This is a genomic window from Pseudomonadota bacterium (genome assembly GCA_039028935.1).
In the GTDB taxonomy this organism is placed as follows: domain Bacteria; phylum Pseudomonadota; class Gammaproteobacteria; order Steroidobacterales; family SZUA-146; genus SZUA-146.
This window is the reverse complement of sequence record JBCCHD010000051.1, coordinates 1-21,246: the sequence shown is the minus strand read 5'-3', so window position 1 is coordinate 21,246 and position 21,246 is coordinate 1. Positions and strand designations below refer to the sequence as shown.

The 21,246-nt window shown below is 53.3% G+C and carries 24 protein-coding genes; 20 read left to right on the top strand and 4 right to left on the bottom strand.

Going from position 1 to position 21,246, the window contains the following annotated elements; all coding sequences use genetic code 11:
• Nucleotides 1–711: 711 nt before the first annotated feature.
• From AAF465_15915 to AAF465_15860, 12 genes are all read left to right on the top strand, one after another.
• Nucleotides 712–1,311 (top strand): hypothetical protein, encoded by a 600-nt coding sequence (locus AAF465_15915; protein ID MEM7084216.1) that lies wholly within the window; start codon nucleotides 712–714, stop codon nucleotides 1,309–1,311.
• 320 nt (nucleotides 1,312–1,631) lie between these two features.
• Nucleotides 1,632–1,826, top strand: coding sequence for a glutathione S-transferase (locus tag AAF465_15910; protein ID MEM7084215.1), 195 nt, complete (start codon nucleotides 1,632–1,634; stop codon nucleotides 1,824–1,826).
• Nucleotides 1,827–2,432: 606 nt separating this feature from the next.
• Nucleotides 2,433–3,074: a DUF1566 domain-containing protein gene (locus AAF465_15905; protein MEM7084214.1), complete on the top strand. Its 642-nt coding sequence runs from the start codon at nucleotides 2,433–2,435 to the stop codon at nucleotides 3,072–3,074.
• Nucleotides 3,075–3,389: 315 nt separating this feature from the next.
• Nucleotides 3,390–3,551, top strand: a complete 162-nt coding sequence (locus AAF465_15900; protein MEM7084213.1) for a hypothetical protein — start codon at nucleotides 3,390–3,392, stop codon at nucleotides 3,549–3,551.
• Between the two features lie 582 nt (nucleotides 3,552–4,133).
• Nucleotides 4,134–4,574: an NADAR family protein gene (locus AAF465_15895; GenBank protein ID MEM7084212.1), complete on the top strand. Its 441-nt coding sequence runs from the start codon at nucleotides 4,134–4,136 to the stop codon at nucleotides 4,572–4,574.
• A gap of 90 nt (nucleotides 4,575–4,664) precedes the next feature.
• Nucleotides 4,665–5,162, top strand: a complete 498-nt coding sequence (locus AAF465_15890) for a molybdate metabolism regulator (GenBank protein ID MEM7084211.1) — start codon at nucleotides 4,665–4,667, stop codon at nucleotides 5,160–5,162.
• A gap of 85 nt (nucleotides 5,163–5,247) precedes the next feature.
• On the top strand, nucleotides 5,248–5,706 hold the full coding sequence (locus AAF465_15885) for a hypothetical protein (GenBank protein MEM7084210.1): 459 nt from the start codon (nucleotides 5,248–5,250) through the stop codon (nucleotides 5,704–5,706).
• A gap of 490 nt (nucleotides 5,707–6,196) precedes the next feature.
• Entirely contained in the window at nucleotides 6,197–6,484 is a 288-nt protein-coding gene (locus tag AAF465_15880) for a hypothetical protein (GenBank protein ID MEM7084209.1), read from the top strand.
• 319 nt (nucleotides 6,485–6,803) lie between these two features.
• Nucleotides 6,804–7,196 (top strand): hypothetical protein, encoded by a 393-nt coding sequence (locus tag AAF465_15875; GenBank protein ID MEM7084208.1) that lies wholly within the window; start codon nucleotides 6,804–6,806, stop codon nucleotides 7,194–7,196.
• Between the two features lie 391 nt (nucleotides 7,197–7,587).
• Nucleotides 7,588–7,947, top strand: a complete 360-nt coding sequence (locus AAF465_15870; GenBank protein MEM7084207.1) for an energy transducer TonB — start codon at nucleotides 7,588–7,590, stop codon at nucleotides 7,945–7,947.
• Between the two features lie 124 nt (nucleotides 7,948–8,071).
• Entirely contained in the window at nucleotides 8,072–8,464 is a 393-nt protein-coding gene (locus AAF465_15865; protein MEM7084206.1) for a hypothetical protein, read from the top strand.
• Nucleotides 8,465–8,600: 136 nt separating this feature from the next.
• Nucleotides 8,601–8,945 carry a gamma-glutamylcyclotransferase family protein gene (locus tag AAF465_15860; protein ID MEM7084205.1) on the top strand — a complete coding sequence of 115 codons (345 nt, stop codon included), beginning with the start codon at nucleotides 8,601–8,603 and terminating at the stop codon, nucleotides 8,943–8,945.
• A 254-nt stretch (nucleotides 8,946–9,199) separates the two neighbouring features.
• Here the strand turns inward: AAF465_15860 and AAF465_15855 are convergent, their stop codons facing one another.
• Entirely contained in the window at nucleotides 9,200–9,799 is a 600-nt protein-coding gene (locus AAF465_15855) for a uracil-DNA glycosylase family protein (protein ID MEM7084204.1), read from the bottom strand.
• 284 nt (nucleotides 9,800–10,083) lie between these two features.
• On the opposite strand from AAF465_15855, the gene AAF465_15850 reads away from it, so the two are divergent.
• The 6 genes from AAF465_15850 to AAF465_15825 all read left to right on the top strand — a co-directional run bounded on the left by AAF465_15850 (nucleotide 10,084) and on the right by AAF465_15825 (nucleotide 13,404).
• Entirely contained in the window at nucleotides 10,084–10,440 is a 357-nt protein-coding gene (locus AAF465_15850) for a DUF1428 domain-containing protein (GenBank protein MEM7084203.1), read from the top strand.
• Between the two features lie 30 nt (nucleotides 10,441–10,470).
• Entirely contained in the window at nucleotides 10,471–11,277 is an 807-nt protein-coding gene (locus AAF465_15845) for an amidohydrolase family protein (protein ID MEM7084202.1), read from the top strand.
• A 23-nt stretch (nucleotides 11,278–11,300) separates the two neighbouring features.
• A complete protein-coding gene (locus tag AAF465_15840) occupies nucleotides 11,301–11,957 on the top strand; it encodes a class I SAM-dependent methyltransferase (GenBank protein ID MEM7084201.1) in 657 nt (218 codons plus the stop codon).
• Between the two features lie 82 nt (nucleotides 11,958–12,039).
• Complete coding sequence (locus tag AAF465_15835; protein MEM7084200.1) at nucleotides 12,040–12,468, top strand: hypothetical protein; 429 nt, start codon at nucleotides 12,040–12,042, stop codon at nucleotides 12,466–12,468.
• A gap of 4 nt (nucleotides 12,469–12,472) precedes the next feature.
• Nucleotides 12,473–12,673 carry a hypothetical protein gene (locus AAF465_15830; GenBank protein MEM7084199.1) on the top strand — a complete coding sequence of 67 codons (201 nt, stop codon included), beginning with the start codon at nucleotides 12,473–12,475 and terminating at the stop codon, nucleotides 12,671–12,673.
• A gap of 86 nt (nucleotides 12,674–12,759) precedes the next feature.
• A complete protein-coding gene (locus AAF465_15825; GenBank protein MEM7084198.1) occupies nucleotides 12,760–13,404 on the top strand; it encodes a protein-S-isoprenylcysteine O-methyltransferase in 645 nt (214 codons plus the stop codon).
• A gap of 182 nt (nucleotides 13,405–13,586) precedes the next feature.
• On the opposite strand, the gene AAF465_15820 is transcribed toward AAF465_15825, so the two are convergent.
• From AAF465_15820 to AAF465_15810, 3 genes are all read right to left on the bottom strand, one after another.
• Nucleotides 13,587–14,621 carry an ACP S-malonyltransferase gene (locus AAF465_15820; GenBank protein MEM7084197.1) on the bottom strand — a complete coding sequence of 345 codons (1,035 nt, stop codon included), beginning with the start codon at nucleotides 14,619–14,621 and terminating at the stop codon, nucleotides 13,587–13,589.
• Nucleotides 14,618–16,807, bottom strand: coding sequence for a thiamine pyrophosphate-dependent enzyme (locus AAF465_15815; GenBank protein ID MEM7084196.1), 2,190 nt, complete (start codon nucleotides 16,805–16,807; stop codon nucleotides 14,618–14,620). Before AAF465_15815 ends, AAF465_15820 begins: the two co-directional genes overlap by 4 nt.
• A 296-nt stretch (nucleotides 16,808–17,103) precedes the next feature.
• Nucleotides 17,104–19,725, bottom strand: a complete 2,622-nt coding sequence (locus AAF465_15810) for a thrombospondin type 3 repeat-containing protein (protein ID MEM7084195.1) — start codon at nucleotides 19,723–19,725, stop codon at nucleotides 17,104–17,106.
• 315 nt (nucleotides 19,726–20,040) lie between these two features.
• Between AAF465_15810 and AAF465_15805 the strand changes: the two genes are divergently transcribed.
• On the top strand, nucleotides 20,041–20,415 hold the full coding sequence (locus tag AAF465_15805) for a hypothetical protein (protein ID MEM7084194.1): 375 nt from the start codon (nucleotides 20,041–20,043) through the stop codon (nucleotides 20,413–20,415).
• 167 nt (nucleotides 20,416–20,582) lie between these two features.
• A complete protein-coding gene (locus AAF465_15800; GenBank protein ID MEM7084193.1) occupies nucleotides 20,583–20,882 on the top strand; it encodes a hypothetical protein in 300 nt (99 codons plus the stop codon).
• Nucleotides 20,883–21,246: the final 364 nt, after the last annotated feature.

Below are 21,246 nucleotides of genomic sequence, written 5' to 3'. Positions count from 1 at the left end.
GCGACCAGTGTGCCGCCGCTCGCGTCGGCGGCGTTGATGTGGCGCAGCCAGTAGCGCTGACACTTCGTCAGCGGCGTCTTGGGCTTGGGCATCGGAATCTCCTGTCAAAATCGATGCGCCAAGTCTGGGAAAGAAAATCTCTGACCGAAAGAATGCCCTTTATCGAGCGCTTAAGGTTGGTCTCCACAGCGAAGCCTAGAAGCAGCTTTGTTATTTGACTTTGCTATCCAGCTGCCTTTGCTTTACGTAGTTTGCTATCGGTATCTTGGCAAACAAGCCGTGGTGCGAGCGGTTGCAATGGCCTGTTTTTCAATTTGGCTGGTCGGTCACATCGTGCCTTTATAGCAACAGCAGATCCTGGGCTCCGTTGGGTGGTTATGCTATGTGGGCCTGGCTGGGCTAATCCTTGTCGAGATCAAGGTCATCGTATTTGTGTGGAGATCATTGTTCTGTGGCGTAAAGGCCGTGGGATCAGCTACTAGAGAATTAGCGAACGAAGGAACCCCATCATGGGTGTCAAAGTTGTTGGTGGCAGAAGGAATGTTTTGGAGACGTTTATGGCGATTCCTTTGTCGTAATTTGGGTCGTAAGTGATACCCATGTATAACGCGCCAATGCAACCGACGAATGGACGCCGCCGCTTTCTCTTACTCGACTCAGCAGCGGTTGATCTTAGTCGTTAACCTCGTTTGTCAACTGGAGAGAAATTTCATGAAACTATTCACCGCACCCGCACTGATTGTTTTCTTTTGTGTTGGTTGTGATCAAATATCAATGGCATCCTGTTTAGAGCAGCACGCCAGCATGACCTGTATTAACAAGAAATTACTGAAGAACTCGCCTTCATTGAAAATTGAGCCAGATTCAACGATTGCAGGCCGTTCTGACTTGTACACCGTATGGGTGTCGTCTGCTGAATGGGTGCATATGTTTCCCAAGCAAGAGAGGAAAGAGGATCTAGTGCTGTTGCACCAAAGCGGTCGGGCGATGTTTCAAATAGAGACGATGGTGCCATCAAGCCAATCGCTGGCCGAGATCGCAAAGAAGCCTATTTCCGACTTGTCGGAGAAGTTGAATGCTGAGCCTACAAATATCCCAGTACCCACTCCAGTGTATGCTGAAGGAGGCGGCGTACTCTTTGAAATTTGCTATTACACTAAAGAAAAAGCGATCGAATGCATGTACTCAGCCGCGCTCAACCTTGGTAAAGCGACGATTAAGATTTTTTCCCATACTGAGGAAGACGAAGCCGTAATTGAGCAAATTATGACTTTGTTTGTATCCGTGGAACCCAAGCGTAATGGGGACTAAAGACTGTGCGCAACAGACTCGCTTTCCGCTACGCTCGCTTCTCGTTCTGCTCCAAGCGGGTCGCTGATGCTGGGCGTTAGGTCGCTTTGAGAGACCATGCGAGATGTCATTTGAGCGAATATTTGAGAAGTTCGGTCAAGCCGCGTTCGGCTACGAACTATTTCAAATACCCAATGGTCATCGCTTCACGCTCGCGGCTGGCGAAAGCTACTTAGAACGCTTTCGCACTGCCTTGGATCGGTCGAGACAACTGTTGCATAGACTCTTTTGCGATTCCAATCGGCTAATGTGTGTAATTGTTTTTTATTCTGGAGAGCGTTATGGATGATCTCAAATTAGAAGACTGTATTAATAAGACCTGTCCTTGGTCGGGCGAGCCTGTGTCGGCCGATTCTCTAACAACTTGGGAGGGGCATATCGTCGGATTCTGCAATCCCGGTTGTAGAGATAAGTTCGAGAAAGCAGCAAAGCATTTTGAACGTAGCCGGGTAAGACGCGATACCAATCCGGCATAGGTAGTGGAGGGTATTGGAATCTTTCCTGTATGAGGTGCTTTGATCTTTCTACGAATCCATCGCTGAACCGTGGGAAATCACAATCCGAGCCGTGTTCGGTCATGAACAAGGACTCGCGTTGCAGTCGAGGAACCGCCGCCTAATAAGTCGGTGGCGCTGACACTTGATCGCGCCTTCCTTTCACTGCCGCTCCGGTCAGTTGCCGTCAAGTGCCGCTCACCTCGGCGCAATAGATACCTGACCAGTGTAGGCTGCTGGATTTGCTGCAGAGAATACGATTCCTGTTGTTTTGCAATTCGTTGTCGTCAAACCACGAAGTTGGGCAGAGGGTGGACTGCGGAGGTCTGTCAAAATTGCAATAAACTTCTATTCAATCTCCGTGAATTTGCGATGGTATCCAGCTGCGGCCATGGCTCAGGCCGAGGCGATGCTCTAGAAATTTAGTTTGCTCTCCCGCGCTTCGCGGGTCAGATTACGTCGCTAGTGTCGCTAAGCCATTGATAGTTGATTCTTGTCTCGGATTTTCTCGCGTGCTGTATGGCCGAGGGTATATTTTTAGCCAGAGCAAGATTAACGATTACCAATAATAATAAGGGGCAAGCAACGATGCGCACGCGACTGCTGTTGGCAGGGATTCTGCTGGCCACCTACTCCACCCTGGTTCCAGCGGCGCTGATTGACCGTGGTAACGGGATGATTTACGACGACGTACTGGGCATCACCTGGCTACAGAATGCGAGTTTTGGCCTAGGATCAGTATTCGATGGTGGTTTAAATGATACCGATGGGTTAATGACTTGGGATAGCGCGGTTGCTTGGGTGGAAACCTTGTCCTATGGCGGCTTTGAGGACTGGCGTTTGCCGTCGATGGACCTTAACCAGGACCTACAGATTGTTAATTGCACTACGGCGACAGAACTAGCCTGCCGGGACAACGAGCTGGGCCACCTGTTCTATCACAGCTTGATGGGTGTGTACTTCGACGACTTTACTGGCGATCAGGATCTGTTCATGAACATCCAAAACGTCCACTGGTCGGGTACCGAGTTCGCGGGCAACCTCGATACCGCATGGAGCTTCGGCTTTGGCCTTGGCGTCCAGAGCCCCGCTGGCAAGTTGGGCAACTATGGGGCGTGGGCTGTGCACGCTGGCGATGTCGCCGCAATTCCGCTACCGGCTGGCGTGTGGTTATTTGGTTCAGGGTTGCTCGTGCTGCTGGGTCTGCATTGTGATGGACGGAAAAATTAGTCTTTTGTTGATTCGGGCATACAACAAATCAACGCAGCCGCACAAACAGGATATCGTAGTGCCCTTATTGTCATCAGCGTCGGCTGATCTTAGTGGTTATATTTCTAGCGGAACTGTTCAGCTATGAGTAAGCTCGATAAGTTTGGGGAATTGGTCGCAGAACTGAGAGATTCGGCGCTTAACCACTATCTAGATATTGAGTCAGAAAATTACAGTTTGAAAGCGCACAAAGAGAGTTCGGAAACTTTACGTACATTCACGGAAGAATAAAGGCGCTTTATACGTAAACTGATCACTGAATGCATAGATGTTGGCGTGCACGACTTTCTTTTTGCTCTCGAGGAAAAAAGAAACGATGTGTCGGTTTTCGTCGGTCAATGCAATGTTGCAGAAATGTCGGACGGGCTTCAAGGCGAGATATTTACCGAAGATGGCTGGTATGAGAGGTTCAGTCAGCATCGCGAAGAAGGGATATAACACATCAATGCAACCGATCGCGACAGGATGATCGTCATGCGCTTATCACCATCAACATCGGCTTATCTTAGTATCAATACTGCAAGTCATGGGCGCGATTAGCTTCGAGTACAGCGATTCATTCAGGGAATCACTAGTCACCTATTGGGCGCATCGGCCGCTTTCTGGCGGAGTGTGGAATGTGGCGGGATCTCATAGCCCCGAGTTACCAAGCGCGATTCCTGGCAAGGGATTTTGCCGGTGCCTAATTGAGTATGAAAGTAATGTTCTCGAGTTTGCATCAGTCCACGAAATTGAGCATGTCGTGGAGGTGCTTGAGCTCAGATTACTTCCGACTACTGTCCGCCTTTCTAAGCTTGTCTCAGGTACGTCGGGCCCCAGCGCTCACTGGCTGAGCCGCATCCCTTTAAAATCGAAGTCTTTTAAGAATAGGCAACGACTGGTTAAGCTATTGAGGAAGGCGATAATGGAGTATCCAGTAAATGCTTCATAACAAATCAATGCAATCGCCGAGACGGGGTGTCGTAATGCATTTATCGTCATCAGCGCCGGCTGATTTTAGTAGTTAGACAGAGTTTCTCCGTGGCTATCTACTTTTATACGAAAAACGAGCCTAACTACGAGTACTCTAATTTTTCGAAGTACGGTATTGAGTGTGATGGATTATGGTGGGAGACCGTTGAACATTATTTTCAAGCCCAGAAGTTCGACAATGAGGAATACCGCGAAAAGATTCGGCGAGCACACGGCCCTAAACAAGCTGCGAGTCTGGGCAGATCTCGTTCCGAACCAATTCGAGTTGATTGGAACGAGATTCGCATCGATGTAATGAAGCGTGCGGTGAGGAAGAAGTTTCTAACACACAAATCATTGAAAGAAATGTTGATGGCGACTGGAGATGAAGAGATCGTAGAAAACTCTCCAGGGGATTATTTTTGGGGTTGTGGGAAAGACGGAAGTGGTTCAAATTGGTTAGGCCGAATAATTATGGAGATTCGCGATGAATTACGCAGCTCTGTCTAACAAATCAATGCAACTGGTGGGCCAACGTATCGCTTTGCCCTTGTTGTCATCAGTGTCGGCTGATTTTAATAGTTATATAGCGAGTTAGGCATGACAGAGTCAGACGATCACGATCCGTTCAATAATCCAGAACTTGCGCACCCCAGAGCGCGGGAATTGATGACGGAGCCATTTTTTTGGGACTGTGTTGACGAGATGGCCCCATTTGGAAGCGATGAAGGTGCTGAATCGTATTATGAGTTTCGAAACTGGCGTTTAGACCGTCCGGATAGACCGTTAACGGAGTGTTTTAACTGGATACTCGCCGGACAACTTGAACAGTATAATGATTCGCTCTGTAGTGACGAGCAGGTAGTACAAGATCTAAAGAATCCCGGCGCGGCGTTTATGGCTGATTCATACGATATGTTTACTCTAGACGTTACTATTATTGCTACCGCTTTGAGTCAACTAATGGACGAAGGAAAAATAGATTCGAGTGCTAAACCATATGTTCAGGTTGCTCTGACCCGCCAAAAAAACCCAGCCGTGGGCTTCTTTGAATTACCCACTCTTATTGCAATTGAGCGGGTCGTTGGCGCTGCATAACCCGTCAATGTAACCGACCGGTCGGCGCCGTCGGATTGTCATGCAAAGATCAGCCGCGGTTGATCGTAATAGTTAGGCGGTTTTAATGTGTGATCTTGAACAATTGCTACCGGAACCTCGAGGGCTCGATGAGCCAAGGTACAAAGAGTCGCCTATATACCTGTTTTTCGAGGATTTCATATTAGACTCCATCGGCGAGCTTGATACGCAACAATCTAAGAAAAATCAGGCGTTGCACTTATATAGAGTCTTCAACGTTGCCGAGGGTGATTGGCGAGATGTGGTCGCAACGGCTCTTGGGCTTTCAAATACGATTCATATTGCAATCAACGACCTATGGATCAGAAACAAAGAGATCACGGGAAAGAACGGGCAGCGATATCATCCATTGGCATTTGCCCAAGATTTCACCGATCAATACATGAGGGAGGGCAGCGTGGTAGATGTGTGGACGGAGGAAACATTGAAAGCCGCAGAGGAACGCTTGGCGGCTGTGACGTACCCGCCGCCAAACACACCGTTGGAGCAGGCTGGTGAACGCTAAGTCGCTAGAAAGCACCGTTCGCGCGCCGACTGCTCATTTTAAGCGTTGGGTGCCAAGTTAAGTGAGTCAAAAGACTACAGACCACTACCGCAAGAAACATGAGGCGATTTTAGCAAGGAGCTTATCTTGGCCACTGCGATTCGTTTCGCTCTTTGTTTGTCTTCTATCCCTGTTTTTTCTGAGGTTCTTTCTTCTTCCAATTCTATCTGATGGCCCGCTCGTGCTGTTGGGGGCGGATTTTTCTTTCATAAAGGCCTGGGTATTTGGATTAATGGCGAGTTCCGCTGCTCCCATGAGGTGGCTCATGTTTGCTCTATGGATAATTGCTATGATTATGTTATTGATGCTGTCCCTCAAACATCTAGGGCGATTTGTTGGCGGTGTTCGATAGTTTATCTTCCGTGGGAGAGGTTGTCGTATGAGAACTTGCAATCTTCAGCCGGACGCTGAACCTAGACGGTATATTGCCACTCGCGAATGGAGTGCGGAATTGAAAGTAATCATGCTGTTTTTCGTTCTATTTATTCTGGCGGGCTGCACAACGATTGGGGCCGGCATCAATAAAGTGGTATCGCCTGCTGATAGTGAGTTTGGTACTAAAATGCAAGCCAAGAAATGGAGAGATTTCAAGAAGATGCTGGACGAGTATAACAAGACTCAAAGCATAGATGGCCATATTGGTTGTGAGCCAAGAAAACGAGACAATGGACGATTTACGTATATTCATTGCGAGTTTGGCAAGGGGTTCAAAACCCTTGAGGTAGAAAAAACGCGGTAGTGTATTTTTGGCTTGCAGCATATAACGTCACCGCTACGGTCCATCGGCGCGCCCACGTATTTGGCGGTTGCCCAACGCGCGAACGTGCTCATGGCGGCTGAGATCAGTGGTTGTGTTGTCTTTTGAATGTGCACGCGGTATCCATCGACGAGCTTCAAGAAGGACTGGCCGCTTACTCTGGTTGGCGATGTGGCGTTTGGGCATTGGCCACCACGCATACGCCGTTAACTCTGAGGTGATCGGGCATGATGAAGTCGTGTTTGATCGGCGTTTTAGTTGTCGGTTTGGAATGAGAACGAAATTGTAATTGGACCGCTGTATGAGTAGTCGCGTCGCTCGTCTTATTTTAGGCCTGGGGGTCGCCCCTCTAGCATCGGCGATTCCCGTGACTATCTGTGTGGCGATAATCTACTTGGCGTTTCCGGTTCCTGAGTATGGTTTTGGGCCTTGGGCGTTCATTTCGATTGTTGCTATCGCGATTTCCTATGTGTGTACACTGGTATTTGGATTGCCCGCCTATTTTGCGTTGTCGTATTTTGGTGTTTACTCCAGGCGGAACGTTGCATTGGTGGGGTTCTTTGTTGCGCTAATTCCGAGTTCGATTTTACTGTCGGATGCAGGAAATTGGGAAGATGTTCTTTTTTCAATTCTCTACGTTGCGTGTGCGATAACGGTGTCCCTTGTGTTTGGTACAATAACCGACAAGTCGTAAAACTGAGCGAGACAGGTGAGCGCGAGCGCCATGCGGTCTAACCAAGCCATGCACTCCACTCGGTTCCTTTTGCAACTAAGAAGGATTTGGCTTATCGAGATAGAATCGATAACGCAATGATCATGTGGCTTGGACCGAGTTGGGCGTAATGAATTGATTGCTGTCTCGCCGGATTGAGTCGAGTCAATGGCGACGTTGTACGATCGATGCCCAATGACTCAAGCTCTTTTGAGGCGCGGCGCAACTGAGCATAGCGCTTGATGACATAAGAAAATGGAGCAGTGACATGTCGAATCGGTATTATCCACGCATGGCCATCACGACGAATAGGCAAAGAGCGACTCGCTCCGGTTTGATTCGAATGCGTGTTGAGTCGCGGCGAAGACGGTCCGTGCTTTCCACTGTCGGCCGTCATTTTGCTGGTAAACCTTTGGTGTTGATCGCGTGCTGTGTTGCCATTCTTGGCTGCCGAGATAATTATTATCCCTTAGAAACATACTACCCTCTGAGTGCTTTTCAAAATTGCATTGAAGGAGTGGTCATTTTTGATGTTCTGATTGACGTCGATGGCAACATCAAAGAGGCCGACGTCATTTCGTCTCACCCAGCTGGCGTGTTTGAGGAAGCCGCGACAAAAGCGCTTCAGTTGAAAAAGTTTGACAAAACAGGCGAAGAATACAGAACCGATCGAACGATCACTTATTCCATCGAGGATATTGAAGATTGCCGCCGACATTACGGCGTTCAATAAGTTTACTTAGTGCTAACCGTCGCCCGCCTACTCGCTACGTTATTCTTGTGCGCGTGGACTCTTGGGAGAAGGATGCCCGACTTTTTGGTGGCCAGCAACTAATCAATCTTTTGGGGAACGCGAGATGCGCCTACTGTTTTTTTTGATTCTCCCGCTGCTCACAAGCTGTGTTGCACCGATGAATGGTATGCAGTCACCGGATGCAAGTCAGCTGATCGGCGTCTGGAAAGTCGACCTGCGGCCAACGCCTGAGTCCGATGCCTACTTTAGTGAACTCGTTATCACAATGGTGAATGAACGCACTTTCAGCGGGACGTTCTATGGTACGCCTGTAACCCAGGCGCGCATCAACACCGATTGGTTTCAGGTTCGAATTGCCTTTGTTACGAAAGACGGATCTGGGGCTTACCACCACTCGGCGGTGCTCTCAGGGGCTACATTGGAAGGGCTTTCCAATTCGGTTGGCCGTGACTTTCTGTCGTATTGGTCTGCTGAAAAGGACGAAGGATTAAAGTAATGGCAAGACAAGGCAGTCGATACATCGATGTTTTCGGTTACGATTTTTGCCAACATTACCGCATCGCGCTCAACGTGAAAGCATTAGAATACCTCGCGATTACGTCGCACCGGTCGGGCGAAAATGAGGCCAGAGTGTGACGAAGGAAACAGAGCGGCTTTTCGTGTATGGAACGCTTGCACCCGGTCGCGCCAACCATGACACGTTAGCCGACATTGAGGGAACGTGGTTGGCCGCGACAGTACGAGGACATCTTCTCGATCAAGGGTGGGGCGCCAAAATGGGATACCCCGGCATTGTGCCGGCATCCGACGGTGCGGTGGTTGAGGGGTTTGTTCTGTCTTCGTCATTGTTACATACCAAATGGTCCATGCTCGATGCTTTCGAAGGGGACGCATATCGTCGAGAGTCGGTCGCGGTAACGCTTGAGACGGGCGAGATCGTTGACGCCTATGTCTATGCGCTTCGGCACGCCGACTAGGGGTATTCGGAGAATGAACACTCCGCATGTGCAGCACTGTGTAGTGACCGGATAAAGGGGCGGGTGCTGCTGCCATAAGGTCGCAATCGACCGTTTGTGTGCGATCAAATTGAGGTTGGTTTAATTTCGTCTTTTCGACGACGCGGTGGTCGCTGAATCATTGCAGAGCGCTCACTACCTCCTGAGAATCGATGCGCGCGAGAGCCAGGGCCGCCTGGTCTGACGCCCCCTGGTTAATGTCATCGGCACTTAGGCTAGATTGAAGGGCTCGACGTGAGCTGTGCAATGGTGTGTTGTAATGACGGCAGGACCTCTTCGGCGAACCATGGGTTCTTTTTAAGCCATCGATTGTTGCGGGGACTCGGGTGCGGCATCGGCACCACCTCAGGCCAATACGTTTTCCAATCGCCGACTGTTTGGGTGAGCGTCTTTCTTTGTTTACCCGCCAGGTGCCAGTCCAACGCATATTGGCCGATAACCAATGTTAGTTGGATGTTGGGGAGCAATTGCAGCAACGGCCGTCGCCATGTCTCGGCACAGATAGGCGGCGGCGGTAGGTCGCCACTTTTACCTGTTCCCGGATAACAAAAGGCCATCGGCAAGATTGCGACGAGCTGTTTGTCGTAGAACTGATTCCTCGATAGACCCATCCATTCTCGAAGGCGCTGACCCGACGCATCATCGAAGGGAATGCCCTTCTCGTGCGTCTTCTTTCCAGGTGCTTGACCGGCGATCAAGATTTTGGCGTTCGTATTAAGCTGCAAAATTGGTCGCGGACCAAGCGGGAGATTTGAGCACGTCGAACAGCGCCGCACGGCGCGTATTACGCGGTCTACTTGGCTCGTTGTATGCATCGGTTGTTCTCAGACGGCCGTCTCGCTTCAGGCGCGACAAAAAATGGAATCGCAAGTCGTTATCCAGCAGTGTGACCTCGCCGGATTTTCACGCGAGGTGGTGTCGCTGACGCCAATCCGCACAACGACCAAATCGACCTCCAACTGGTGGCTACTCAGGTTGCATTCGACCCGCGGCCATCGCCGGACGCTAGCAATTAACGGGAGAATACCAAACAAGTGATTGGAGCGGGTTGCTAAAAACGATAAGCTTAGCGGTATGCTGGGGAATAGGAGACTATGGGATGTCGTACGTAGATGGATATGTCATTGCAGTGCCCGAGGAAAAAAAAGCCGATTACGTGCGATTGGCGGAACTATCGGCCGAGGTATTCAAAGACCATGGTGCGCTGTCGATCGTTGAAAACTGGGCGGATGATGTGCCCGACGGTGTGTTGACCTCATTTCCGCTGTCGGTGAAATGCGAGAAGAACGAATCCGTGGTGTTCTCTTGGATTACCTGGCCGTCTCGGGAAGCGCGCGATGAGGGAAATAAAAACGCAATGAGCGATCCTCGTTTTGCTGAATGGAGTCCTGAATCCATGCCGTTTGACGGAAAACGGATGATCTACGGCGGCTTCAGTACCATCGTATCGCGCTAACTTGACCATTCGAATACGTAAAGATCTCCGATGATCATCGACGCCTGGGCGCAGCATCCAACTCTGCGACATTTACAAGATCCGATGTTTGAGTCGTTGCGTCGTTGGACCAATATTCCGTTGCCTGAAGAAGAGCTGCCCGTCGAGGCGACGCTGCACTGCATGGATGAGGCAGGTGTTGACCAAAGCCTGATATCGGCCTGGGTTGGGCCGCGCGGTGCGATGATTTCCAATGATGAAGTGGCACACTTTGTTGCCCAGGCGCCGGATCGTTTGGTCGGTGTGGGTTCGGTGAATCTATCCAAACCTATGCATGCGGTTCGCGAAGTGAGGCGCTGTATTGAGCAATTGGGTTTTAAAGCCATTCGCGTATTGCCGTGGCTCTGGGAGCTACCACCGACCGACCGGCGGTTTTATCCGGTCTACACGGCCTGTTGCGAACTTCGCGTCCCGTTTTGCACGCAGATTGGCCATACCGGTCCACTCATGCCATCCGAAGTGGGGCGTCCGATCTATCTTGATCAAGTTGCACTCGATTTTCCGGAGCTTCGTATTGTTGGTGGCCACATTGGTTATCCTTGGACCGATGAGGCGATTGCGGTGGCCACGAAACACGAGCATGTGTTTATCGATACCTCGGCCTATACGATCAACCGCTATCCGCCGGCGCTCGTCGATTTTCTCGCCGGGCACGGTCGCCACAAAGTGCTGTTTGGCACAAACTATCCGATGTTGACCCACAAAAAAGCCTTAGAAAATCTTGAGACGCTGGCGCTTGATGAAACGGTGAGCCGACTGTTTCTCAGCGATAACGCTCGGCGCGTGTTTAATTTGTAATTGCATGCAATCGTTCGACGAATATGAGCGATGATAAGGCCCGCCAGCTCGCTGCCCAGCTCAGGCGGCCATCGGGTGATGTCGCGATCGACACGGCCGTGCAGATGAATCGGTCTAATGAGCAGGCTAACCTCCGTGCGATTGAGTTGTTGGGGATCACCGCCTCTAACCATGTGCTCGAACTGGGCCCGGGAAACGGACAGTTTGCGCCGCGCATTCTTTCCGAAGCGGTCGACGTGGTGTATGCAGGACTCGATTGGTCACAAGAGATGGTCGAGATCGCCGCCGAACTCAACGCGGATCATGTCAAAACAGGACACGTGTCGTTCACCCAGGGTTCGTCTGAGTCCATACCGTTCAAGGATGGCCAGTTTGATCGAGTATTGGCCGTGCATACCGTCTATTTCTGGCATGATGTTCAGGTGCACTTGCGCGAGGTCGTCCGAGTGCTCGCGCCTCGTGGGCGGTTTTGTGTGGTGTTCGGTGATAAAGCATTTATGGCGCGCTTACCATTCACCCGCTATGGGTTTACGCTTTACAGTCTTGCGGCAATGCACGCGCAGCTTAATGAGGCCGGGTTTCGGGTGATTAACGCTGAGACACACGCGGAACGCGGCATTAGCAATTCGGGCGAGCAAGTGGATAAGCAGCTGCACAGCCTGCTGTGTGAGGCGCAGTAAGTGAGATTTTGGTTTGGAATCGACACCGAGTAAAAAAGGACAGTGAAGGTGCTAGTGGTAAATGCAAAAATAGGCATTATCGATGTTGTTTAAGCTACTGCTTGTTGCAAACGCCGTTTGGTTCGCGATGGGCTTTCATCTGTTCGTGTTTCGAAACACGGTGTTTGCCAAAATTCTTGTGCCAAAGGCGTATCGTGATTCACCCGCATTCGATGTATTAGTCGAGTCCGGTAAGTTTCTTGGCGGATTTAATTTTGCGCTCTGTGCGTTCAACCTCGTCCTACTCGCCTTTGCCGATGCCTTCAATGGCGACAGTCAACGCATCATCTTGTGTTTATTCTTTGCCTTAGCGCATGGCTCACAGTTCTACTTCAATTTTCCGATTTGGCGCCAGAACCGAATGCAGCAAGGCGTGTGGCAAGTTCAAGGGTTAATGCGATTCATATTTGTCACGGATTTTGTGTTGATGCTGGCCAATACATTGATGGCCGCTCTGATTGCCTGGGGGTAGCGGAATGCTTAAAGAGATATTCACCGATTTAGCGAAGTTTCTGCTCGGCTTAGCTGTGCCGGTCGTGCTGGTGCTGATTGGCGCCGGCCTCATTGCGGCCGCTATGCATTTTGAGGTGATGGCGCTTTTTTGGGTCGGCGGTGTTGTCGCCGCGGCGGGTGTTTTGTGGGGAGCCATCTTGGTGCTCTTTCACAGTGACGTTTGAGTGGGCGGCGGATAACGAGTTGCTTTGGCGTATTGTTAACCCGTACGCGTAGCTCAAGCGGATAAATAGGAAATAAGGACGTTCCAATGAAAAAGGCGGCATGGTTGTTGTTGGGTGCGCTGTTAGCTGGCGCGATCATCTGGCGCACGCCGGTCAATGGCCCGTGGCCACTGGTTTGGTTGCTGGGCATGATCGTAATGGGTGTCATTCGTGCACCCCACGAGAAGGAAAATAAACAAAACGTTATTCAATCGTCAGAATTTAATCGCATCGAGAAGCTACTGCTCATCGCCGTCTGGTTGGGTTCGGCGCCGATCCCAGCCACGCATCTTCTCTTTGGCGTCTTTCCTTTTGCAAACACATCGATTCCGGTGTGGGTGAGTAGCATCGGCGTGCTGTGCTTGGTGGTTGGGTTATGGTTATTTTGGCGCAGCCACCGTGATCTGGGTCGGAACTGGAGCGTCACACTCGAAATTCGAGAAGATCATAATTTGGTTGACGAGGGCGTCTATAAACGCATTCGACATCCGATGTATTCTGCTATCGCGTTGATTTTTATTGCGCAAGCGACGCTCATTAACAACTGGTTTGCCGGCTACGCCGGGCTAGTGACCTTTTTTGTGATGTACATGATTCGCGTGCCGCGTGAGGAAGAAATGATGCGACAGAAGTTTGGCGATGCCTACCGCACCTACGAGCAAACGACCGGCCGACTGATTCCCAAACTCTGAATCTCAACACCTCTTGAACGGCCCGTTACGCCGTTTTCATTGAAGACGCACGCTGACGCTTTCCTAGCCACTGCCTGAGCTATCCATGTTGTCGAGTTGCCCGCACGGATCGAATTGATGTGTCTTTGGGTTGTGCCGAATCGCGCATTGAGGATGCGATGAGATGGGTGACTGAAATTGGATCAGGCGACGCTCACCGCCGGTCGCTGCGCGTCAAGACCCATTGAGCACATCACGAGCTGTTCGGTCTGCTGTTCAACAAAACGGGCTTTCGAATCGATGCCGCGCCAGTGCGAGAGGATAAGCGCCTGCGCGACGGCGCCGCCCAGCGTATTACCGGGACCTGTCACGATAAAAAGATCCGGGGCGAATTCGCGAGCGGCTGTTCGTATCGCGGCAGTGAAATCATATGACTCGATTACCTGGTGGTCGAGCGTGTATTGCCACAGCGCTTTGGGATCGGTGGCGCCTGGCCACCAGATCGCGCCTCGGCCATCAATCATGGGGCACTGAGGTTGGGTAAAAAGGTCGGGAGACAGACGAGCGCGGCCAAGTCTGGCGACCGGCGCCTGAAGATGGGTATGAAACGCCGCATGATTGGGCAAACGCATCGGAAAACGCTCTTGTCGAATCGGCACCGCCTGTTCAAATGCGCGAAGTCCTTGTTCATTACCCGCCAGCACAAGCATGCCGCCCAGGTCGATCGATAAGGACAGCTCTCGGTCGATACTGTCGTTGATGCGATCAACCTGCGCCATCAGCGCCTCTTTCAGCCCAGGCTCAGGCCGCCAGTTCTCATCGACAAAGGGATAGATTAACTGCCCACCGATCAGGTGTTCCTGCATCAGCGAACCCATGGTGTTAACGAGTTGGAAGCCGTCATCGTGTGACACAGCACCGGCCGCCGCCAACGTGCTGTACCAGCCCATCGAGTTGCCCGTGACCGCGACGACGTCGATATCGTCGGCCAGCGCCTCTTTATCGGCCAGTGTGCAGGTATAAATCAGTGGCGACGCGATATCGCCTCGTGTGTAGGTTGAACCGACAAATCGTTCCGCGCCGTCCAGTGCGGTGATGGTCTCCTGTTGTTGTGCTTGCCGTATAGCATCAAACGAGGGGAGCAGCGAGGAGTGAGCATGGTGTCGGTGAAGATAACCTAGCTCACTTTTGTTATAGGTGCCGCGACCTGGACAGACGACGACAGCGGTGCGCGTCACGATCCGTCTCCGCAGAGTGCTCGGCCCGCACTCACAATCTCCTCCACCGATGGAAGCGGTGCGGCGTAGGCCGGTCCGGTAGCGATAAAACTATCGTGTGCCGCGACCCGCGCGATACCCTCGCGACCCGCTTCGATAAAGGCAGTAAACAGCCCTTCCGACTGACTGCCCGTGCGTCGGCATTCATCTACGATCAACACGCGTTGGCATGGGGCGGCCGCGGCCAGCAGAGCCTCAAGCGGAAGCGGTGCCAGCCAGCGCATGTCGATCACTCGCGCATGGATGCCTTGTTCGGCCAATAACGGTTGAGCCTGTCGCGACAAAAACGCACCGTTGGCGTACGAGATAATCGCAAGGTCGGTGCCGTCGCCATATTGGCCGACCTCGCCAAGCGAAATGCGCTCATCAGGTGGCGGATAGACACTCATCCATGCGCCATCTCCCGCCTCATGAAGATCTCGGGTACCGTACAGAGCGATGGGTTCGATAAAGACCACGACGCGTTGTTCTTCGTAGGCCAGGCGCGTGCATTCGCGCAGCATACGCGCCGCATCACCCCCGTTCGATGGGCAAGCGACGATGATGCCCGGTATGTCGCGCAGCACGGCGAGTGAATTATCGTTGTGGAAATGTCCGCCGAATCCCTTTTGATAACCGAGCCCTGCAATGCGTAGCACCATCGGGTTGGTGAACTGGCCTTTTGAGAAAAACGGTAAGGTAGCGGCCTCGCCACGCAGCTGATCTTCGGCATTGTGCAGATAGGCGAGAAACTGAATCTCGGGGATGGGCAAAAAACCGTTTTGGCCCATGCCGATGGCAAAACCCAGAATCGACTGCTCATCAAGCAGTGTGTCGATGACGCGGCCGGTGCCGAAGCGATTGAACAATTTTTGTGTCACGCCATATACGCCGCCTTTGCGTCCCACATCTTCGCCCATCAACGTAATGGCCGGTTCTTCGAGCATCAAATCGGTCAGCGCCCAGTTGATCAATCGTGACATTGGCTGGGGTTGCGACAGCGCTTTGAAGTCGCTGCCAAAGATTTTGGCACGCACGTCTTCGGCCGGTCTGGATTTGGGTGCACAGGCGCGAGCGGGCGGCACAATGCTGCGCATCACATCGCTCGCTGTTTTAAGATGGGGACGTTTGATCACCTCCGCACGAATGCGCGTCAGTCGGGCATACGTATCATTGTATATCTTGAGTGCGTCGCGGGCGGTGAGGGCGCCGGCGTCGATTAAAAGCCGTACGCTGTGCAGCAGCGGATCATTGGCCTCATCGGTTTCCACTTCCGCTTTGGGCAGATAGCTGGTGGCGATGTCCGCGCCGGCGTGGCCGTAGAGACGGATCAGGCGCAGATGCAAAAACGCCGGTTTGCGTTTGGTGCGCACATAGTCGGCGGCCTGTTTCGCAACGCGATAGGTGTCGTATACATCCAGCCCATCCGCGCTGAAGTACTGCAGTCCGGGGCGATGACGCACCGACGCTTCGACCCAGCCATGCGGTGTTTTGGTCGAGATACCAATGCCGTTGTCCTCACAGACGAACAAAAGCGGTAGGGGGGTGGATTGGACGGCTGTCCATCCGGCGGTGTTAATGGCGCCTTGTGCCGTTGAGTGGTTGAGTGAGGCATCGCCAAAGCTGCATAGCGCGAGGGCGTCATCGGTCACGAGTTGGTGTTCGGGCGGGCGGCGGCGACACGCGCCAATCGAGAACGCCGCACCCACTGCTTTGGGCAGATGGCTAGCAATGGTGGAGGTTTGCGGCGGAATCATTAACGCGTGTGACCCCAGCACCTTGTGGCGTCCGCCGCTGATGGGGTCGTCGGCCGAACAGGCGAACGACAGCATCATGTCCCAGGCAATGGTCTGGTTAGGCACTTGAGCGGCCCGCGCAATTTGAAACGCGGCGTCGCGATAGTGCAAGAAGGCAATGTCGGTCGGGCGCAGTGCATGAGCAACGGCCGCCATGCCCTCGTGGCCGGACGAGCCGATGGTGTAGAACCCTTGTCCGGCCTTTTGCATGTCTCTACTAATGCGATCGAGTTGGCGACTTAACACCTGTGCTTGAAAAAGACCCACCGCTTCGGGGTTTGATAGTGATCGATCAGGTGCATTGCCCGGCGGAAAATCGCCCGCGCTCACTCGCTGCAAGAAGTTCTGATGAACGATGGCTGCCCTGTCCATTGATGCCTCGGCTGTGGGTTTTTATCGCGGGAACGGATGTTCTATCTGGGTGTCAGCGGGAAGCCAACGGTGATGAATAAAACGAATAGAGCGGATACTAGCAAATGACAGGAGTCGATCAAGCAACGCGCCCCCTAATTCGCAGCCGGACGAGTATGGAGCGCGCATAAAAAAAAACGCACGCGCCGTTCGACGCGTGCGTAAACAACCGCATCCATCGCGGTCGGGTGCGCCCGACCGATCGACTCAGGAACAGGAATCCTGGGTCAAGGTTGGGACAAGGACCCTGATTTTACTCAGGGACATGCGCCTTGACCGGGGCCGGGCGACTGCAGGAACGATTGCGATACCACCACAAAATCGAGGAAGTTCACGACCCCATCGACATTAATGTCAAAGTCGGGGTTGGTGCCCAGAAACTGTCCGGCGAATGCGGAGATATCAAGGAAGTTCACGACGCAGTCGTTATTAAAATCGGTGTCGCAGCGATTGCCATAGCCGTCGCCATCGGTGTCGGTTTGAGCTGGGTTGGCGATGGTTGTGCAGTTATCGGTGCTGTCGCCGACGCCGTCGCCGTCACTATCGGTGACGGACCCGATCACGAGCGGCACCGAGGCGATGTTGTTGGCAGCGTCCGGGTCGGATTCGAGCGAACGAACCGAGGTGTCGATGCTGTAGCTACCATCCGATGCCGCCATAACGGTCAAATCGACGGTGGCAGTAGCGGTATCGGACAGTGCCCCCAACGCGCACTGCACGGCTTGGCCGTCTATCGAACAGGTACCGGAACTGGCGGTTGCACCGGTCGCCGTCACGCCAGCCGGCACGGCCGCATTGAGCTCAACTTCGTTGGCAGTGATGGGACCGTTGGCTGTGATCGAGAGCGACACGGCAAGTGCTTCACCGGCCGACCCTGTGACCCCGCCGCTGTCATCACTCAGCTCGAGATCGGTGGCATAGGTGAATTCTTGATAGCCGACATCGTCATAGCCAATCAATACCCGTCCGCGATCGGTTGGATCGACCACCAACCCATTGGCTTTAGCCGAACCGTCATCACCAGGCGCGGCGGTCCAGATGTTGCCACCATCGACCGAGCGATACAGGCCTGAGCTCTCGCTCGTCGCGTACATGAGCTGCGGATTGTCCGAGTCGATATACAACGATTTGACCGTGCCGCCAACACCCGATGCGGGAAAGCTCCACGTGTCACCCCCGTCCACCGAGCGGTAAAGAGAGGAGCCACCGGCAAACACGATGTTCGGATTTTGTGGGTGTACGGCTACCGAGAATGTACGGGTAGGACCCGGAATCCCGTCACCGGATTTACGCGACCAGCTGCTGCCAAAGTCGGTGCTTTTAAAAATGCCGCCACGCTGAAAGTCGGGACTTGCCACAAACAATATGGCGGAGTCGGTTTCGGCGGCATCCACGCCATCGAGCACCACGTTGCCGGTAAAGAACGATGAGAGCGCGGTGGAGATCTGCGCCCAGGTTGCGCCACCGTCGGTCGTGCCAAACAGGCCGCGGTTGTAATCGGAGAACACGAGCTGCTGAGAGTTGGACCGCGGAATGTCGATGTCCGTCACCCACGACGCCACAACGGTGGGTAAATTCAGATCGATACGGTTCCAGGTTTGCCCGGCGTCGACCGTCTCATACAGACCGCAACAGCTCGAGCCGGCGTAGGCGCGATTGGGCGTATTGGGGTCGGCCTCCATCGCAAACGTCCAAAGATCATAGCTGCCGACGTTCTGCGACCAGCTGATACCGTTATCGCTGCTGTTGGCGGTGCCGCCTGTTGTGCCCGCATAAATGCGACCATCGTTTTGATCGATCGCGAGTGCTTCAACGCCAATCGCTACGAAGCCTTCGGTGCTCAACGACCAGTTTGCACCCGCATCGCTCGACACGTAGAGACCTTTGGTGGCGGTACCGATGAGTAGGCGGTTGGGCGTGACCGGATCAAACGCGATGTCGTTGACGGTGTATTGTCCCAGTCCACTGACATCGGCTGCTCCCCAGCTCAAACCATCGTTGTTCGACACAAACACATCGTTGTTGCCGGTGGCCAAATAGATGCGCGAACTGTTGGACGGATCACGCACCATTTCAGTAAAGAAATCATTGGGTACATCGCTTCCATAGGATTGCCAGGTGTCGCCGCCGTCGAGCGTGCGCCAATTTCCCTCATTCGATACGTTGATCAACGCGATGTCGCTGTTGAGCGGGTCAAACACACCGTAGCGTGCAAACACATACCCGTTCGATGTCAGCGGCAGGTTGTTAGCCATTTGCACCCAGGTTTGACCACCGTCGATTGACTTAAACGGACCATCCCAACCCAACACCATAAAGGTGGATGGGTCGCTCGGTGATTGCATGATTGACGTATGCGGGTTCGTGCCCAGTCCGGTAGAGACATTGGTCCAGGTGTCGCCATTATCGGTAGACCGATACAGCGTTGTCCCGGTGTCCGCAAACACGGTGCCGCTATTAAATTGATCGACGGTAATGGAGAAGAGCCCGCCGCCGAGTCCTGTCGTGGACGCGGTCCAAGTGGCACCTCGGTCGGTGGTGCGGGCGACCTCACTGCCATTGTCCACGACCCAAAGGGTGGATGGCGCGCTCGGGTCGATGCCAAATCCTGAGATCGAGTTTTGATTGATACTCGGATGATCAACCGCAAAGCGCTGCCAGTTTGCGCCGCTATCGTCGCTAAAAAACAGTCCGTTGTTGGCACCGAGCGCGTAAGCACGCGAGGCGTCTGCCGGATCAAATTGCACCGCCGTGACGCGGCCACCAAATGGACCTGTGCCGCTGAAGGCGTTTTCCGCGGCCATGGTCGTGATGGATGTCAGACACAGGGTCACGCCTAGCCACCATGCTGTCCGTTGATTCATTTCGTTGTGTGTCATGTTCCTGCCCCCCGGAATAGGTTGGTCGAATTGTTGGCGCGTGTCGTGCGCCTGTATGGGTATAAGCACAATTGTGTTGCGGGCACCCCCAAGACCGTGTTGAACGGCCGACAACCAAGGCGTTGAAACTGGGTTCGCACGGTGGGAGTTTGGTCTGGGCAAACCCTGAGCGGCCGGACTATCGTGTGCATCGGGTCTTTAAAATCCGGTTAGGCGGACGATATAAGACACAGGGCGTTTCTATTTGAGGTGGGGCGCGGCGAGCCAATTCCCGCAAGAATGGCGCGTGGGCAGACCGCCACCAACGGGTGAACCATGTATTTCGAGGTGACAGAGCAGCGAAGGGACCTGCTGGCGGCGGTAGCCGCCCGCTGGCCTGTGGTCGCCGACACGCTCCATCAAAGCAAAGGCGTGTTGCACCGCGAAATGCAGGTGGTGCGCCGGTTGGCGCAAGATTTTATCGATCAAGAGCACCGCGACGAGCTTCAGGCGCTTTTTTCACTTCTGGATCAGTTTGTTGCCCGTGGTGATGAACGTCTAAATCACGCCATTGCCGTCTCGTTCATGGAGCATCTGCGTTTTGATGGGGGCAACGACGGCGACACGCACTGGGCCTGGCAGGCGGTACCCGGAGAGTTGAGTCGACTGTACGCCAGGCTGAACACACAGACGGACCCGTCGCGCTCCTAACGGCACGGACTGCGCAACGTACGCGCGACGGCAGAATCGGCCGAACACCCATTGCCACTCGGTCCCCGAAACGTCGAAATTGTGCTTAAAATAGAGCGACCGGGTGTTTTTCCTCGCTGAGAGTTCAGCAAAGCCCAAATAACCAAAGAGTTAGAACGATGCCGAGAGTGGCCCTTCTATTTTTGTTGGCGATCGTGTGCGCCGCACTGTACGCGATGTGGGCGCGTTGGTGCTGCCGCGCGCTCAATGTGCGAGATGACGTCTTCGCGATATTGGGCTTTATGGTGATTGGGTTGGTGACCGGCCTATTGATCAGTGAAGCTTGGCGCGCCTGGTTGGCGGCCCCACCGATTCAAATCGATGATCCAAATTCTCTTGTGCGGCTGGTCGTTGCGGCATTTGTGTCCACGTTTGCCAGTCTGACTTGGCTCAAACTGCTTGGGCGGCGCACCCGCGGCCCACGTTAACGCGTCTCGGCGCATCGCAGGTCGAGTGGTGACCGAGCGCTAGAGTGACGCACGCGTCGCCAGACGATCAATGCCCGCACGTCCGTTGCGGTCGATCAGCGCCGGTCTTGTTCTGTGTTCCGCTGGCCTTTTATTCAGTTTATTCAGCTATATAGCGTGTTCCTTCGCGGTAGCCGGTGTGGCGCTCTGCCCGCTGATCCGGTTTTCGAAATGGATCGTGGGGGTAAAGGAAGCGATTTATTGCTTACCCGTAGTAACACCAATCGAAAAACAAAGAACAACGTAAAAAAGGGGCAGGACAATGAGACAGGTTTCTTGGGCGCTGGCAGGTGCGCTCTTGCTGGCTATGCAGCCAGCAGTGGCG